This is a genomic window from Chitinivibrionales bacterium (assembly GCA_035516255.1).
In the GTDB taxonomy this organism is placed as follows: Bacteria; Fibrobacterota; Chitinivibrionia; order Chitinivibrionales; family FEN-1185; genus FEN-1185.
Window position 1 is genome coordinate 35,105 of record DATJAL010000009.1, and the last position, 17,798, is coordinate 52,902.

Sequence of the window (17,798 nt, forward strand, 5' to 3'; positions counted from 1 at the left end):
AGTAATGAAACTTCTTTGCGTTTGTCCCATCGGCATTGGCAACTACCTCATGTGCTACCCGGCGTTTTATGCGCTCAAGCGGCGCAGGCCCGATATGCCGATGCACATGCTTGCCCTGCGCCAGGGCATTGCCGCGCTCGCCCAGGGCGATCCCCTGTGGAACGGCGTCGAAACCCTTGACCCGGACAAGATGAAGGGCGATATCGCGGGCCAGGCCGCGGCCGTTTTCCGCCTGAGGAGTGCGCGGTTTGACGCGTGCCTGAATTTCTTTCCGTCGAACACCTGGCAGTACCATGCGCTCCCGCTGCTCGGCGGGATCAGGCGGCGGTATGGCTTCAGGTATGAAAGAAAGCGTTTGTCAAGCTTGTCATTTCTCGGCACCGATCTTGTCGCGGTTGATCCCGCACTCCACGATGTGCGCCAGAACCTGCGTCTCGCGGGATTTTTCCTGAACGAAGATCTTTCATCCGAGCCCATCGTGTTTCCCCGGCAGTTCGGCAGTGAGGAGGAGCGGTGGGCGGAGGATTTTCTTCGGCCGGTTGCCGGCGGCTCTAGGGTGATAGCAATCCATCCAGGCTCGAGCGCGGAACACGGCATGGACGCAAAGCGCTGGCCGCCGGAACGATTCGCCGCGCTTGCGGACCGCGCCTGCCGCATGCTCGGAGCGCACGCCGTCATCATTGGGTCCGGTGATGAATCTGCAGTCAAACACGCGGTCAAAGCTTCGATGAGGGAGCCTTCATTGGAAATAGAACCGGTGCCTCTGAAAAAAACCGCGGCGCTTCTTTCCAAATGCGCATGCTGCATCGCGAACGATTCCGGCATCATGCACATGGCCGCGTGTCTGGGCGTGCCCACGGCGGGCATTTTCGGCCCCACCGATGAAAAACGCAACGGCCCGTGGGGCGAGAAAAACCTTTTGATACGAAAACCCATGCCTGGATTTCCGGTATGGACCGCAAAAAACGTGGGTGACCGTTGGCTTCCGCCGGGGATGAATCCCATGGCAAGCCTCAATGCGCTCTCGGCGGAAGAGGCCTGGGAGCAGATGAGGCCGTGGCTGGAGAAGATTTAAGGCGGGGCAAAAACCTGAAAGGGACTTTTTTCTTGCGAACATTCCAAAAACCATTGTAAAATCACAATATAAAAATCACCAGTGAAAGTTATCTTCCAAGGAGGTTTCTGTATGTTGCCTAGAGCCGTCATGTGCGTTGCAGCATGCCTGGTCGCCGTCATGAGCGCCGCCGCTTTCACGGTGAGGCCCGATTCAGGCGTCATCCTGGTGTGGCAGCAGCAGAAAGGGAGCTGGACCGCGGTAAAGGACAGCGCTACGGTCGGGATCGGCGACTCCATGTACCTTGATGACAATTACAATTCGAAACTTTTCCTGGGAAGGGGGTGCGCGCTGTATCTGCGCGGTGAACTGCGCGCGGCCATCGGGGGAAACGACTCTGCGGTGACCGTATATCTTGACCAGGGCCAGGTGTTTTTAAAACGCGAGAGCGGCGCCGAGGCCGCGAATGTCAAGCTGGTGCTGCGCAAGTGCGCGTTCGTTCCGGTGGGCACGGCTGCGGCGATCAAGTTTACAAAACAGGGCGAGCCCACCGCGGCCGTGCTTTCGGGAAAAATCCGCATTGAGCCGCCCAAGGGCGAACCGCTCATCGTAACGCCGGGAAATTTCGGCATCTACGATCCCGTCGGCGGGTCGTTCAAGGAGGGCAAGCTTCCGCCCGATGCGATCGCTTCGCTGGAAAGCTGGTCTGGAACAAGGCTTGACCAGGAAACGGGGCCGGGGGTAACTTCTCAAACCGCTCAACAGTCGGCAAAAGACACTGCCCAGAAGATTTCCCAGCCAGCGGCGCAGCCTGCTGTGCCTGCCGCAACGCCGCAACCCGCGCCCGCGGCAAAACAGGAAGAGCCCAAAAAAGAAAAACCGAAACAGGAAGAAAAGCCGCAGCCTGCCCCGGTTGCACAGGCTGCCGCGCCCGGCCAGCCCGAACAAAAACCCGCGCAGCCCGCGTCCGCGCAAGGTGAAAAAAAGGAAACTCAGGCGCCGGCAGGCGCCGCACCCGGCATCACGTGGGAGCTTTCGGCCGGCAGCGTCACGGTGGGCGACGAGCAGTGGACGCGGCTCGCGTTCTCGCCCGACATTCCTATCTGGAAATTCGGCATCGGGCTCGACGTGGAGCTGTTCATCGACGCGAAGGGTGATTTCTCGAACAAGGGCTGGCAATTTGACAAGGACAACTGGGTCGAATCGTTGGCGCGCAAGATCCGGTACTTGCGCTTCGGATACGAAAACGACCCCGTGTTCGTCAAGGTCGGCGGCTTGACAAATGTGACATTCGGCTACGGGTTCGTGGTGGATCGCTTCACCAACATGCTGCATTATCCCGACCAGAAGCTCCTGGGGTTCCAGTTCTACCTCAACAACATAAGCCCCATCGGCATCACCGTGCAGACCATGGTCTCCGATTTTCTCGAATTTCAGTACAAGGGCGGCCTCGGCGCGGCGCGGCTGGCCGTTTGCCCGCTCAAGCCCACGGGCGTGCCCGTGCTTTCCGGCCTGTCAATCGGCGCCACTTACGGCGTCGACCTCAACGAATTCGCGCCGGCGCATAATTGGTCCACGACGGGAGATCCCCGCGACCTGAACCACAACGGCGTGTTCGACGTTGCCTACTGGCGCAGCAAGTATTCGCCCGCGGTCGTGGACTCCCTTATCGCCAAGGGTGACGCCGACACCAGCACCTTCACCATCGACACCACCTACCGCGATTCGGTGTCCCGGTATGCGGTGGCGGGCGCCGACATCGGGCTGCCCCTCATAACCTCGGACGTTTTCGGCCTCGACCTCTACGGCCAGGCCGCCATCGTCGCCGACACGGCCATGGTCAAGTCGCAAAGCACCGGCTGGGGCCTGGGCGCGCCCGGCGTGGCCGTGCACGCGGGACCCGCGAACCTTCGCGTTGAATACCGCCACATCGAGGGCAGGTTCATTCCCGGCTACTTCGGGCCGTATTACCTTGACGAACGGGTGCAGCGGTATCCCGTGGTGCTGACCAAATCCCGCACCGTGCCCAACCAATCGCTCAACGGCGTGTTCGGCATTCTCGGGGCCAATATCGCCAATGTCCTGCTCATCAACGGTTCCTATCAGTACCTCATGGGCAAAAGCGACGCCAAGGACCAGCGCCTGGAGGCGTCCGCCGGCATCGGGGACGCGCTCGTGAAGCGGATCCCCAAGCTTACCAAGGTCGAGGCATATCTTTACAAATCGGATATCGGCTCCACGGTCATGAAGACGGACAGCTTGGGAAGGCCGACCTATGACCAGTTCTTCGACCTAACGCCGTCGTTCTACTGGGGGTACCGCCTCGGCGTCGCGATCACGCAGGGCGCGTCGCTCATCTGGGACGCGCGCTTCGGGTACCAGTGGGACATAAACCACAAACTTGTGCCGAACAACAACATGGGGATTTCGACGGCGATCACGTTTTAGTAAAGAAATGGCTGATGGGTCGACAAGCGGATGCGGCAAGCTCATTGTGGGCAAACCGTTCGAACCCATCAACCTTTTTAAATTCCACAAATCATGAACAAATACCATTCCCCCAAAGTACATGCTTAGAGTTATTTTTTATTCATGAGCGACCGGCGCGGCAATCTTCCCGAATCCCCCATGATGAAGCGGATCGGGCGTGCCGGCCGTGCGGGTGGACTCCCGTTTTTCAAGACGCCGCCGCGCATCCCGAAAAAAGGCCGCATCCGTTTTTTTCTCGCCATTATTCTTTTCGCTGTTGCAATCAAAATCTTCATCGCCAGGGAGCCATCGGAGAAATCTTCCCCAAGCCGCTTTACACATCGGGAACCGCCGCGCAGCGAAACCGCCGCGCCCGCCGCGGCGAAACCGGCGCCAAGGGCGGAGCGAAAACAGGGACAGTCTTTTTTCGGTCAGTTCGCATTGTTCAATCCCGGATTTTCCGGCAGGAATTTTTCGGCGTCAGACCTTGCCGAATTTTTCAAAAGGCATCCGCCGCGTTTCAACGCGGTGTGCGACACCGTAACGGCGGGCAAGAAATCCTACGTGCTTCACTACAGCTTCGACACCACGGTGATGCGCTGCAGCCAGGCCCTGCTCAAGCAGTACCATCCCAAATACGGCGCCGTCGTCGCGCTGGAGCCCGCGACCGGACGGGTGCTCGCGCTCGTATCGTACACCCGCGAGGCCGAGCCATCGCTGGGCGACAACCTTTTCGCGCGCAGCCTGTACCCGGCCGCCTCGGTGTTCAAGACCGTGACGGCGGCGGCGGCCATCGAAAAAGGGAACATGGAGCCCGAGAGCAAGCTGCCGCTCGCGGGCAGGCGCTACACCCTGTACCGGTTCCAGCTCAAGGAGGACCTCGCGGCCTACGCGCCGGTGTCATTGACAGACGCGTATTCGTATTCGATCAACCCGGTGTTCGGCCGCATCGGCGTGTACGTGCTGGGGCCGGCGGTCATCCGTGAATATTTTGAAAAGTTCGGCTTCAACAGCCGCATCCCGTTCGAGCTCGACAACGAAACGCCGGTGGCCGCGATTTCGGACAAGGACTCCGCGATCGCGGTCGCGGAAATCGCCTCGGGCTTCAACCAGAAAACCAAGATGTCGCCGCTGTTCGGCGCCCTGATCGCCGCGGCCGTTTCGCAAAAGGGACGGATGCCGGTGCCGTATTTCGTCGACAGCGTGACCACCGGTGATTCGTGTCTCGTGTACCGGGCGTCGCCGCGGCTGTGGCGCGCCCCGGTGCGCGAAAGCACCGCGCTCAAGCTGCATGACATGATGGAGCGCGTGGCGCGGTACGGCACGGCGAGGACCTCGTTCAGATATGTCAAGCACACGGCGTATTTCGACGACATCGATTACGGCGGGAAAACCGGCTCGGTCGACGACGACAAGCTCGGCAAGGTTGACTGGTTCGTGGGCTTTGCCGCGCACCCCACCGACCCGCGGCAGCGCATCGCCGTGGGCATCGTCACGGTGCACGACCAGTTCTGGACCGTGCATTCGGCCTATATCGGCGCCGAGGTCTTCAGGAAATACATCCGCCAGCTGCAGAAAGAGGAACAGGCCGCGAGCAAGGTGGACATCATAACGGGGGATTTGAAAAAGGCGCCTGGGTAAAGTAAGATTTATTCATGGGAGGAAGCTTCCCCCTCGCTCCGGCCTCCCCGTCCCGCCAAGGGCGGGACTGCGGAGTCCTTCGCTACCCCCTCCTGGGTGCGGCCGGGTACCGGCCGTGGCAAGATTCACACCTCGGCTGGGCGCACCCGTGGAGCGTGGCTGTTTAAGAATCCTGATTGGTTTAATAATAAGGTTGACCGATAGGAAGTTATTAAATTTCTGAGCCCCGTAGGGGCGGGATATTTGTAGGCCGGGGTGAGGTTATCGCAGCGAAAGCATCCAACATGTCAACTCAAGAAAACATGCAAAAACCGTCCCGTTCCGCCTTTATCGCCTTGGTCGGCCGCCCCAACTGCGGCAAATCCACTTTGATGAATACCGTGCTCGGCGAGGAGCTTTCCATTGTTTCAACTATGCCGCAGACCACGCGCAAGAACCTGCGCGGCATTTACAATGCGGACGGCCTTCAACTGGTGTTCATCGACACGCCGGGAATACACCGGGGCAAGCACGCGTTCAACGAACGCATGCTCGCCGAAAGCGCGGCCGCGCTTTCGGACAACGCGGACGTCGTCTGCTACATCGTTGACCTCGCGAGGGAATTTGGCGGGGAGGAGGACGCCGTGGCCGGAATCGTTGCGAAAAGCAAGCTGCCGGCGGTGGTGCTGTTCAACAAGAAAGACATCTGCGACGGCCCGGACGCCATGGTGAAAACGTTTTTCGGACGCCACCCGGCCCTGGCCAATGCGCCGCATGCGGCCGTGAACGCCAAGGAACCGGCGACAAAGGACATTTTTCTGAAGCTTCTCGACCCGTTTATTCCCGAAGGCCCGGCGTATTTCCCGGCGGACGACTTGACAGACGCAAACACCAGGTTCTTTGCCGCCGAATACATCCGCAAGCAGATCATCTACAACACCAAGGAGGAGGTGCCGCACGCGGCGTTCGTGGAGGTCACCGGCTACCGCGAATCGCCCAACTGCCACCACGTGGACGCCACGATTTATGTGGAGACCGACGGCCAGAAAGGCATCATCATCGGCAAGGGCGGGAAACTCATAAAAAAAATTCAGGAGCGCGCCGCGCAGGACCTGCAGAAACTCACCGGCGTGCCCGCCTCGATTCAGTGCCATGTCAGGGTGCAGAAGGGGTGGAGGGATGATGAGAGGTTTTTGAGGAAAATGGGGTATGGCGGGGAATAAAATTGTAGATTGTAGAATGCGGATTGATATTTAAATCAAACGAGAAATTACCATAAGGAGTTACTGTGAATCAAGACGACTGGCGCACTGACGAACAGAAAGAAGTGGACCTGGGGCTCGAGAACCAGGGCCTCGAGGCTGATCTCGGCCTGCAGGCCGGCGTCACCTATAAAAACGGGGATGTTGATCCGAAATTGCATAATGCCTTCCTTAAAAACGTCATGGCCTTCGAGGAAGCGGACAAGGAGCCGCATGTGCCGGTACGAACATTGTTTCCCGAAGATTTTAAATTCCCGCCCGCATCGTCGATGTCGCGCAAGCAGCTCTCCGATAAAATCAAGGAAATCGTCCGGGTCCTCACGATGCACGACATCCAATTCGGGTTCGCCAATAAACTGCCAGACAAAGTCCTTTATAAATATCTTGTCGAGGATTTCATCCCCAATGAATCGGTCGGCACGTATGGGAACGCGGGATTTACCTTTGTCATCGACGGTTGCGACGGGGCATGCGAGGATTGCTTTCAGAAGAACTATTGTTCAACGGCGAAAGAAATCCTTGAATAAATTTGTTGGGACTTATTTCAAATTCGCATGGATTGCCATTTAGAAAAATAGCAACCTATTAGAAATTTCGTCGCACTTATTACATACTTCTTACCTTTTCTCCCTGCTATCAAGTAATTTTCTCATCGGATTATCATTACCAGAATAACAGTAAGGACATACAATGAAATACCGAAAAATGGGCTCCCTTCCCTGGCAGGTCTCGGCGCTCGGGTTCGGCTGCATGCGCTTGCCCTCCAGGGGATTTTTGCGCGGGGTTGACGAAAAGAAGGCGGTCGAAATCATCCGGCTCGGCATTGACAAGGGGATAAACTACCTCGACACGGCGTGGGTGTACCATTTGGGGCAGAGCGAAAAGGTGATCGGCCTTGCGCTCAAGGACGGGTACCGCGAAAAGGTGCGGATCGCCACGAAGCTTCCCATGATACTCATGCGGGAGGCCGATGCTTTTGAGCGTTACCTGAACCAGCAGCTGGAACGGCTCCAGATCGGGTGCATCGATGTGTATCTGCTGCACGGGCTCAACCAGGGCAATTTCGCCAAGGTGAAACGGATGAACCTGATGGACAAAATGGAAAAGGCCCGCGAAGAGGGGAAAATAAAACACATCGGATTTTCCTTTCATGACACCCTGCCGGTGTTCAGGGAGATCATCGATTATTATCCGTGGGACATGACGCAGGTCCAGTACAACTACATGGACGCGACGGTGCAGGCCAGCGATGAGGGCCTGAAGTATGCCCACGCGAAGGGGATCGCGGTCGTGGTCATGGAGCCGCTCAAGGGCGGGCAGCTCTCGCGTCCGCCGCAGGAGGCGCTCGACGTCATGAAGGCCGCGCCGGTGCAGCGTACGCCCGTTGACTGGGCGCTGCAGTATGTGTGGAACCGGCCCGAAGTGGCGTGCCTCCTCTCCGGCATGGGCACCAGAAAAATGGTGGAGGAAAATTGCGCGAGCGCCGACGCCTCCGGCGCAGGCACCTTGTCGGCCGCGGAGATTCGCGTGGTGGAACAGCTCGCCGCGATTTACCGCAAGAACATCGCGGTACCGTGCACCGCGTGCGGTTATTGCATGCCGTGCCCGTCTGGCGTTGACATTCCGCAAAATTTCGCCCTGCTCAACAACAAGACCGGCGCTGCCACGGCCGATTTCCAGGGAAAGGTGCGCCAGTGGCTGCTCACCCGCAATTACCGCAAGCTTGCGAAAAGCAAAAAAGACCTGCCAAAAAAGAACAACAGGGGCGGCGCCGCTCTGTGCACGCGCTGCAACGCCTGTATTCCCAAATGCCCGCAAAAGATAATGATACCGGATGAGTTGGAGAAGGTAAAGGCGGCATTCAGATAAAAGTATTTTTAAAGTTGGGTCGGCCGTCCTTCCGGCCCATCCCTTCGGGTGCTTCTCCCTCGTCAGGGATTTCCAAGGGTCACAAGGGTCGTCGTCCTTCGGCTCCGGCTGCCACGGCCCCGTATATGCCTTCGGCGAGGGCCGGGCAGCACCGCGCTCCAGCGCGGCCTCCAATCCTGCCTAACCCGCTGCAGATGAATTCCTATAGTAGCTTTTTTACGCCAATCGGCTTCCGCATTAGCTTTTGGAAAAATGCCTCTGCCTGTTATCGCAGGTAACTTCTTCCGATACAATATTGTCTTCTTCCACCATGTAAACTCTCTATTACCACTGCCAGAACGAGAGCCACTCGGATGTCTGCCGGCCACGGGAGTATCGGCGCCAAAGAGGGGGTGTGCCCCCGGACCGCCGGCGAATCCCTGATTCATTTTCGCATAACAGTCGGGATGCGCCGGAAGCCGGGGGCCAGGGGGAGACTTCCCCCACAAGATATTTTTCAAGTAATAACAAAATGTACAAGACTAGTTATTCTGGCGTTTATTTCGTCTTGAGTGTATTTTTTCATGGCAATCCCGTCAGGGAAACCCTTAATGAAGGTTGATGCTGTTACCATCGCAATCCAGTAATCGGAGAATTCCATGAAACGTGGTGTGACCTTTTTTATCGTATGCGCCGCAATGCGCCTTTGTTTCGCCGTCCCGACCTCGCCGGCCGACGATCCGCAGGCGCTTTTTTCCAAGGCCGTCGAATATTACAAGGCCTCCCATTTCGATTCATGCTCTGCCGCGATCCGGGCATTCTTGAAAAACCACGGCAACGACAACGCCGCCGAATACCTGGTGCCGCTGCTCATCGAGTCGAGCGTGCGCGAAAAGGACTTCGCGCTGGGCCAGCGGCTGTTCCAGATCTACCTCAAGCGGTATCCCTCGTCCGCGTTCATGCCGAGACTGTGGTACCTCGACGGCATATTCCTTGTCAAAAGCGAAAGCTACAGCGCGGCGCTCGCCGCGTTCTCGAACGCGCTCGCCGGCGGCGTGAACGCCGCGCTCGACACGCTGACCCTCTCCAACGTGCAGATGATCTGCGAAAAGGTGCTCACCGCCGACGAACTCGAGGCGCTTGCCGGCCGCAGCGACATGCATCCGCGGATCACGGAGGCGCTGGTGTATTTCGAGATCGTCAAGCTGTTCGAAAGCGGCCAGCTGGTGGGCGCAAAGCAGAAGGCCGAACAGTACCTCAAGACCTACGAGCGCGGCCCGCATGCCGCGCTGGTGCGGGACTACGCTAATAAAGCCGCCGAGGCGCAGCGCGGCATTGTCCAGATCGGGCTTCTCGTGCCGCTGTCGGGCGGCGAGGCGGACATCGGCCGGCAGGTGCTGCAGGGCGCGCAGCTCGCGTTCGACCAGTACACCGCGGCGTCGGGCGCGAAAATCAAGCTGATCATCTGCGACACGCGCGCCAACATGGTTGAGACCGCGAAAAAAACCAAGGAACTCGTGTTCGAGCATCACGTGCCCGTGGTGCTGGGCCCGGTGCTCAGCCAGGACGCGGTGGTGGCCGCCTCAATCCTCATGGAAAAGGAAGTGGTGATGCTGTCGCCCACGGCCAACGAGGACGGCATCGCGGGCATGGGCCCGTATATCTTCCAGATGAACGTGACGCTCGGCACCCTGGGCGCCAGGATCGCGCGGTATGCCATGGACAACCTTAACATACGGGATTTCGCCATCATCGGGCCGGCCAACGATTACGCTGCGGCGCTGTCGCGCGGGTTCCGGCAGGAGGTGGAGAAGAGCGGCCGCGAGATCGTGACCGAGGAGACGTACGAGCCCGGCACGCAGGACTTCAAGATGCAGTTCGACAATCTGAAAATGAGGCTCCTCATGCGCAAGCAGCAGCGCACGCCCGTGGAGAAGAGCCTCGCCGGCGACGCCATGCCGTCGCCGAAGACCGACGCCAAACTCCTGGCCGCGGACTCGTCCTACGAAATCGGCGGCATCTTTTTGCCGGCCGAGGCCGAGGACGTGGCGGAGCTCGCGCCCCAGGTCACGTTCCACCGGATCAAGACGCAGCTGCTGGGCTCGACGGGCTGGCACAACTCCAAGGTGATCGTTGACGGAAAAGAATACGTGAACAACGCGCTTTTCTCGTCGAACCTTCCGGCCGGCACGGGTCCGGAAAAGGAATGGACGGATTTCAAGGGGCCGTACAAGGGCAAGTACGGCGCCGACCCCGACCGCGTGGCCGCCCTCGGCTACGACGCCGCCTCGCTCATCGTCGCTGCGCTGCGGCAGGCCGGCAATTCCGCCTCGGCGCCGCAGATCGCGCAGGCGCTGGCGGCCATTAAAAACTACAAGGGCGCGTCGGGCCCGATTTCGTTCGACGCGAGCCAGCGGATCAACACCGAGGCGTCGATCATCAAGATAAAGGACAAGCAGTTTATCAGGGTACAATAAAAAATATTTGTGGGGGGAGGTTTCCCCGTCGCTGCAGCCGGTCGCGCTGCTGCAACGTCCTACAAAGTGCAGAATGATTTAATGAACAGACGCGCGACCGTCTTCCGCTACCCCCTCTTGGGTGCGGCCGGGTACCGGCGGTTGCAAGATTCATCCATCCGTTGGGCGCACCCGCGGGCGGTCGTGGATACGAAAACGGGCTAAATTGTGATACATGCAAAATTGCTCGACAACGAATCATTTATTCCACACTAAAAATGCTCGCTAACAGATCAGAATAAGAACAAATCAAGAATAACCGTCATCAATCAATCCATGAATATTTTCTATTTTATCAAGGAAGCGTTCCGGGGGTTCTACCAGGCCAAGCTCATGACCTCGCTCTCGGTGCTGTTGATCGGGCTCACGCTGTTTTTCTTCGGATGCATGGTGGTCGCCATTGTGAACATTGACCAGACGCTCCGGGTGGTCTCGGCGCGCGTCGCGGCGGTCGTGTATGTCAAGGACGCCGCCGCATCGGATTCGATCAAATTCGCCGCGCTCGTGGCGCGGGTGAAGGCGTGCCCCCAGGTGGCCTCCGTGACGGTCATTGACAAAAAAGAGGCATGGAAGCGGTTCAAGGAGCAGAACGACAGCGCCATGCTCCAGGCGGTGGACGAAAACCCCTTCCCGGTGTCGCTCGAGCTCTCCCTGACCGAAAAGTCCCAGTCCGCTTCTGCCGCCGAGGCACTGTCGCGCGAGCTGAAACAGATCGACGGCATCGAGGACATCGCCATGTCGAGCGAAGACATCAACAAGCTCCATTATTACCGGAACGTGCTGCTCTACGTGACGGGCTTCTTTTGCCTCGTGCTGGTCCTCGCGCTCCATGTGATGATCAGCAACACCATCAAGCTCACGATTTACGCGCGGCGGGAGCTCATCAGGAACATGCATTTTGTCGGCGCCACCACGGCCTACATCAAGGCGCCGTTCATCCTTGAGGGAATGCTGCAGGGCGTTGTCGGCGGCGCCATCGGCGCCCTGTCGTTGCTGCTTGTAAAGGCGGTGCTCGGTCATTTTCATCTGCTGTGGGGGCCGTGGTACCTCACGGTTCTCGTCTTCATCACGATAGGGGCGTTGTTCGGGTGCATAGGAAGCATGAGCGCGGTGCGCAGATTCCTTGTCTCCTGATGGCAATCCTCGTCATCGGGTGCTCTGTCTCGTTTGCAAAAAACCACAAGAAGCCTATTGCCGAAAAGCCGGCCCCTTCCGTTGATTACGAAAAAAAGATAGAGGAGCAGAACGTCATCCTCGATTCGATAAAGACCGAGCTCGAAAAAGGAAGGGAAAAGCTGCGCCAGCTCCAGAACCAGGAAGGCTCGGTGGTCGCGCAGCTCGAGCAGGTGGAGGCGAACATCGCCACCTCCCAGAGCTACCTGCACCACGTTTCCACCAAGATCGATTCGGTGTCTGAATCGATCACGCACCTCGGAAACCAGCTCGATTCCGCGGGTAGGGAGCTCGCGTTGCGGCAGGCAGCCATGAAGAAACGCCTGCGCGCCATGTACAAAACCGGGCCCGAGCCGCTTCCGCGGCTCATGCTCTCGTCGGCCAGCATTTCGGCCATGCTCCACCGCGCGCGGTATTACAGCGAACTGTCCCGTTACGACCGGCAGCTCATGGCGTCCATCGCGGCTGCACGCGCGCGCATCGCGGGCGACAAGGAGTCGCTCGAAAAGGAGAAAAAGAAGCTTGCCGGCCTCAAGAAGGCGAAGGAATCGGAGTACGCAACGTTCGTTGACGAGCAGGAATCGCGGGAAAAGCTCCTGGCCGAGGTGCGCTCGCAGAAGGAATCGTATGTCAAAATGATCACGGAGCTCGAAACCGCGGAGAAGCAAGTCCAGAACATCGTGGCCGCGCTCGAGAGCAAGCGCAAGACAACGCGCACTCCGTACGAAAAAAGCCTCAACGCCGCGTTCGAGAAGCGCAGGGGCTCCCTGCCCTGGCCGGTGGACGGCACTGTGGTAAACCCGTTCGGCAGGATGGTGCACGCCGTATATAAGACCGTGACCATGAACACGGGCATTGACATAAGCGCATCAAAGGGCGAAAAGGTGCGCTGCGTGGCGCCGGGCAGGGTGGCGTACATCGGCTGGATGCGCGGCCTGGGCAAGCTCGTGATCGTCGACCACGGCGGCTACTACACCACCTACGCGCGGCTCGAGGAGACGCTCGTGGCAAAGGACGCGAAAGTGGAAACCGGAACGGTGGTTGGTCTGGTCGGCGAGTCGCAGACGTATGAGGAGACGAAACTGCATTTTGAGATACGGAAGTCGACCGAGGCGATGGATCCGGCGGAGTGGCTGGAAAAAAAGCGAAAGTAAATTAAGCATAATAATGCGGGCGTTCCCCCTTGCCCGTTTTTGCGGGCAAGGGGTCGGCCGTCCTTCCGGTCTCGGCTTTGCCTCGGGCTGCCACGGCCCGATGGCGGAAGACCGCCGGGGGTCCGGGCAGCACCGCGCTTTGGCGCGGCCTCCAGTCCTGCCTAACGCGGCGGCGAATATCAAGTTAATAAAGATAGTAATATGGCGCCATCGGAATGAATTTGCTAATCGAAACATAATTAGGTTGGAATTGTGGAATTTCATCATGTCATCATGGTAATATTTACTTATGAAACTTCATTTTTTGACAGTATTCTGGCCAGAGCAAGACACTGAAATTATCAAGCATCTGACCGTAGAAGAAAAAAGGCGGTTTGGAAAGGTTGGGGCTTTTTCCGGATTATTGTTCGGACTGCTTGGCGCAGGGATTTCTTTTGGATTTGTTTTTCATCATTTCATTGCTTCCGGGATTAGCCTTGTCCTTTTTATTGCGGTGATATTCCTTCTCAGAAGATATAACCGTCATTTGCTTTATTTAACAGAATGGGCAAAGAACCAGGGCTATTCCGAATCTCACAATCCTCCAAAAACGTCCTAAAAATCCCTTCTGATATCAATTATTTTTATTAATCCTGTTTCAGTTTTCATCCAGAAACGTGTTTAACACTATCATGCCGAAAAATCAGAAATCAATGGTCTGGAAAAACCTCGTTGCCCAGGAACGGGTGAAGGAGATGCTCGGCCCGGCCTTTACATCAGGCAGTCTCGGCCATGCGTACCTGTTCTGCGGCGAGGAGGGCGTGGGGAAGTTCGCGGCCGCGCTCGACCTTTCGCTCGCGCTTCTGTGCGCCGACGAAAATACCGCGCCCTGCCTTTCCTGCGCGGCGTGCCGCAAGGCGCTTTCGGGCAGCCATCCCGACCTGCACGTGATATTTCCGGTGCTGCTTGACGAAAGCCACAAGTCGGGCGGCGACCTGAACCAGAAGGGCTGGGAATTCATCGCGTCGCTCGTGCCCAAGAAAATCGGGTCGCCCTACGCGCCGCTTTCCTACGAGGACGAGGACATTGACAAATCGGCTTTGCACAAGGTGCCCTCCATTCCGGTGGAGTGGATCAAGGAGGTGAACGAGGGCATCCTGCGCGGGGCGGTGGATGGCGAGCGGACCGCCACCATCTTCTGCGACGTTGACACCATGAACGCGTTCTCGGCCAACGCCATGCTCAAGACCCTCGAGGAGCCGCCGCAGAACACCTTCCTGTTTCTCACCACGTGCAGGCCCGAGGCGGTGCTGCCCACCATCGCGTCGCGCTGCCAGATCGTGCGGTTCGGCCATGTGCCGGCGCCCCGGATCCGGCAGGAGCTCGCTTCAACGCTCGGAAAATCCGCCGATGAAGCGAAAATCAACGACGCGGTGTACTTTTCGATGGGCTCGCTGGGAAGGGCGCTTTCGCTCGCGCACGGCGATGAACTCGGAAACGGTTCAACATTGCAGGAAACAGCCCAGGAAGTGAAAGACTTCTGGAACCTCTGCGCCACCGGTGACTGGCTCGCCATTGGTCCCGCGATCGACGAGCGCGCCAGGGAAAAGAATTTTGCCGTGCACGAACGTTTTTTCACCTATCTGCTGTACCTCCTGAGAAACAGCTTTTTGCGGAAAAAGGGGTGCTCTGAAAATTATATTGATGAAAGCAACATACTGGCCGACCCCGCCGGTATTTTCAATGGCCCGGCCGCGACCGGACGCCTGCTCGACGCGTGCAACGCCGCGCTGTCGGGCGTGAGGAACTACGGGAACATCGGCATCATCTTGGTCAATTTCGTCACGACGCTCATGGAGATTCTGAATGTCGAAAAACAGCAAGCTGGTTGAAGTGGTGTTCAAGGGAGAGCGCCGGGCCATCTACCGCAACCGCAGCGAGCTCGACATCAACGAGGGCGACAGCGTGGTGGTTGAGGCGGAGCGCGGCGAGGACCTGGGCCGCGTGTCGCTCGTTGGCGCGCTTGTCAAGCTCAAGCGCGGCAAGGGCGACGCAAAGGGGATCGTGCGCCTGGCCGTGGAGAAGGACATGAACCAGCACAACGCGAACCTGCAGAAGGAAAACGACGCCTACAAGGTGTGCCGGGAAAAGATCAAGCACTACAACCTCGACATGAAGCTCGTGGACGTGGAGATGCAGTTCGACGGCAGCAAGATCACGTTCTACTTCACCGCGGCCCAGCGCGTTGACTTCAGGGAACTGGTGAAGGACCTCGCGTCGGTGTACCGCACGCGCATCGAGCTTCGGCAGATCGGCGTGCGCGATGAGGCCAAGCGGGTGAGCGGCTACGGCGTGTGCGGCCGCAAGCAGTGCTGCAGCGCGTTCCTCAGCGAGTTCGAGCAGATCACCACGCAGATGGCCAAGGACCAGCAGATATCGCTCAACCCGGCAAAGATATCGGGCAACTGCGGCCGGCTGCTGTGCTGCCTGCGTTACGAGGAGGAGGAGTACCACACCGTGTTCAAGGAATTTCCCGCCATCGACAGCAAGCTGGTGATCAAGGGAAAGGACGGCAAGGACAAGGAGGGCGTTCTCACCTTCATCAACGTGTTCAAGAACGTGGGCCAGGTGCGCTTTTCCGACGGCACCGACGAATGGCTCACGCCCGAGGAGCTTTCGAAAGGGCGGATGAATAATGACAAAAAAGAATAGCGGCGCTGCCGCGCGGACGTTTCTGGTGACCGGCGCGCTGCCGTACGCCAACAGCGACCTGCACCTGGGGCACCTCGTGGAGGCGGTGCAGACCGACGTGTTCGTGCGATTCCAGAAGCTGCTGGGAAACCGCGCCGTTTACGTGTGCGCCGACGACACGCACGGCACGGCCATACAGATCAACGCCATGAAGCAGGGCGTCACGCCCGAAAAGCTCGTGGCCGGCATGTGGGAGCGGCACAAGAAAGACTATGCCGGCTTCAACATCGGGTTTGACGTTTTCTACACCACCAACTCCGAGGAGAACCGGCATTACGCGGAGCTGATTTACAAAAGCCTCAAAGAAAAAGGGCTCATTGAGGAAAAGGAGATTTCGCAGTACTTTTGCGAAACAGACGGCAGGTTTCTGCCCGACCGTTTCATCAAGGGAACGTGCCCCAACTGCGGGGCTGCCGACCAGTACGGCGACGTGTGCGAGGTGTGCGGATCGACGTACGACCCGACCGACCTGAAGTCGCCGGTGTGCATCACCTGTGGAAAAACGCCGGTGCTGAAATCGTCACGGCACGTTTTCGTGCAACTGGAAAGACGCCACGACTTCCTTGACAAATACGTCGGCTCCGGCGTTCTGGCCGACGAGGTGCGCAATTTCGCCCAAAGCTGGCTGTCGGTCAAGCTCCGCGAATGGTGCATTTCCCGCGACGCGCCGTATTTCGGGTTCGAGATCCCGGGCATGCCCGGCAAATATTTCTACGTCTGGCTCGACGCGCCGATCGGCTACATGGCCTCGACAAAAAAATGGTGCGATGAACATCATGAAAAAATGGAGTCGTTCTGGTCAAAGGAAGCGGATTGCAGCATCGTGCATTTCATCGGCAAGGACATCACCTATTTCCACACCCTGTTCTGGCCGGTCATGCTCGACAGCGCGGGCTTCAGGCTGCCGTCGAAGATTTTCGTGCACGGGTTCCTCAACATCGCGGGCGAGAAGATGTCCAAGAGCAGGGGAACGTTCATCCTGGCGCGCGACTTTCTTGACAAGGCGAAACACCCGCAGGCCGCGGAGTTCCTGCGGTTCTTTTTCGCTTCAAAACTTTCGGGCTCGGTGAATGATTTCGACCTCAACGCCGAGGAATTCCAGAGCCGCGTCAACACGGTGCTTGCCAACAACATCGGCAATTTCCACCACCGCACCGTGGTGTTCTGCGAGCGGTATTTCGACGCAAAGGTGCCTGATGCGGCGTGGGAAGCCTCCTTTGCGGAGGAGGTTGTCAAAAAGGGGAAAAGCATCGCCGACGCGTATGCAAAGACCGATTACAAATCGGTCATCGAGCAAGTGCAGGAGCTCGGCGATAAGGGAAACAAATATTATCAGGACAGCAAGCCGTGGGAACTTTTAAAAACCGACAAGAACGCGGCCGCGAAGGTGATGGTGACCTGCCTCAACATGATACGCTCCATCGCGGTCTTCTTAAAGCCCATCACTCCTGACCTTGTCAAAAAGATTGAGGATCTTTTCGGCGCGGAACTTTCATGGAATGACCATGTCTTTTCCCTGAGATCGGGGAAGCTTGGCAAAACGGAAATACTTGTCCAGCCGCTTGAAATGGAACAGCTGGAGCTGCTGCGCGGACAGGGCGCCGTCCAACAGGCGCCGTCGTCCGCTTCCGCGGCGGCATCGGCCCCGGCGGAAATCGACATCGCCGCGGTCAAGGCGCTTGACCTGCGCGTGGCCACGGTGCTCGCGGCAGAGAAAATAGAGAAATCCGACAAGCTTCTCAAGCTGCAATTGGAAATGGGCGGCGCAACCCGCCAGATCGTCGCGGGCGTGGCGCAATCGTACAATCCGGAATCGCTCGTGGGCAAGCAGGTGGTGGTCGTGGCAAACCTGAAAAGCGCGGTGGTCCGGGGCGTCACGTCCGACGGCATGCTGCTTGCCGCGCTTGACAACGGCAAATTGTCGGTGGTCCAGCCGGACAGGCCCGTCGCGCCCGGCTCAAAGGTGTCGTAG

13 protein-coding genes are annotated in these 17,798 nt (G+C 58.3%); all 13 read left to right on the top strand.

Annotation, left to right across the window (positions count from 1 at the left end):
* The first annotated feature begins 4 nt into the window (after positions 1 to 4).
* The 13 genes from VLX68_03400 (at position 5) to metG (ending at position 17,798) form a co-directional block, all read left to right on the top strand.
* The gene (locus tag VLX68_03400) at positions 5 to 1,075 is read left to right on the top strand and encodes a glycosyltransferase family 9 protein (GenBank protein ID HUI91273.1); all 1,071 of its coding nucleotides are present in this window, start codon (positions 5 to 7) and stop codon (positions 1,073 to 1,075) included.
* A 111-nt stretch (positions 1,076 to 1,186) separates the two neighbouring features.
* Positions 1,187 to 3,502 carry a hypothetical protein gene (locus tag VLX68_03405; protein HUI91274.1) on the top strand — a complete coding sequence of 772 codons (2,316 nt, stop codon included), beginning with the start codon at positions 1,187 to 1,189 and terminating at the stop codon, positions 3,500 to 3,502.
* Between the two features lie 180 nt (positions 3,503 to 3,682).
* Positions 3,683 to 5,164 (top strand): penicillin-binding transpeptidase domain-containing protein, encoded by a 1,482-nt coding sequence (locus tag VLX68_03410; protein HUI91275.1) that lies wholly within the window; start codon positions 3,683 to 3,685, stop codon positions 5,162 to 5,164.
* A gap of 302 nt (positions 5,165 to 5,466) precedes the next feature.
* A complete protein-coding gene (gene era, locus VLX68_03415; protein ID HUI91276.1) occupies positions 5,467 to 6,366 on the top strand; it encodes a GTPase Era in 900 nt (299 codons plus the stop codon).
* A 65-nt stretch (positions 6,367 to 6,431) separates the two neighbouring features.
* A complete protein-coding gene (locus VLX68_03420; protein HUI91277.1) occupies positions 6,432 to 6,932 on the top strand; it encodes a hypothetical protein in 501 nt (166 codons plus the stop codon).
* Between the two features lie 163 nt (positions 6,933 to 7,095).
* Positions 7,096 to 8,274, top strand: coding sequence for an aldo/keto reductase (locus tag VLX68_03425; GenBank protein HUI91278.1), 1,179 nt, complete (start codon positions 7,096 to 7,098; stop codon positions 8,272 to 8,274).
* Between the two features lie 638 nt (positions 8,275 to 8,912).
* A complete protein-coding gene (locus VLX68_03430; GenBank protein ID HUI91279.1) occupies positions 8,913 to 10,730 on the top strand; it encodes a penicillin-binding protein activator in 1,818 nt (605 codons plus the stop codon).
* 315 nt (positions 10,731 to 11,045) lie between these two features.
* Positions 11,046 to 11,903, top strand: a complete 858-nt coding sequence (locus tag VLX68_03435; protein HUI91280.1) for a permease-like cell division protein FtsX — start codon at positions 11,046 to 11,048, stop codon at positions 11,901 to 11,903.
* Positions 11,903 to 13,096, top strand: coding sequence for a peptidoglycan DD-metalloendopeptidase family protein (locus VLX68_03440; GenBank protein HUI91281.1), 1,194 nt, complete (start codon positions 11,903 to 11,905; stop codon positions 13,094 to 13,096). The genes VLX68_03435 and VLX68_03440 overlap by 1 nt, the downstream gene beginning before the upstream one ends.
* Before the next feature lie 289 nt (positions 13,097 to 13,385).
* Complete coding sequence (locus VLX68_03445) at positions 13,386 to 13,694, top strand: hypothetical protein (protein ID HUI91282.1); 309 nt, start codon at positions 13,386 to 13,388, stop codon at positions 13,692 to 13,694.
* A 73-nt stretch (positions 13,695 to 13,767) separates the two neighbouring features.
* Entirely contained in the window at positions 13,768 to 14,967 is a 1,200-nt protein-coding gene (locus VLX68_03450; protein ID HUI91283.1) for a hypothetical protein, read from the top strand.
* Complete coding sequence (ricT, locus tag VLX68_03455; GenBank protein ID HUI91284.1) at positions 14,942 to 15,787, top strand: regulatory iron-sulfur-containing complex subunit RicT; 846 nt, start codon at positions 14,942 to 14,944, stop codon at positions 15,785 to 15,787. The genes VLX68_03450 and ricT overlap by 26 nt, the downstream gene beginning before the upstream one ends.
* Entirely contained in the window at positions 15,771 to 17,798 is a 2,028-nt protein-coding gene (gene metG / locus VLX68_03460; GenBank protein ID HUI91285.1) for a methionine--tRNA ligase, read from the top strand. The genes ricT and metG overlap by 17 nt, the downstream gene beginning before the upstream one ends.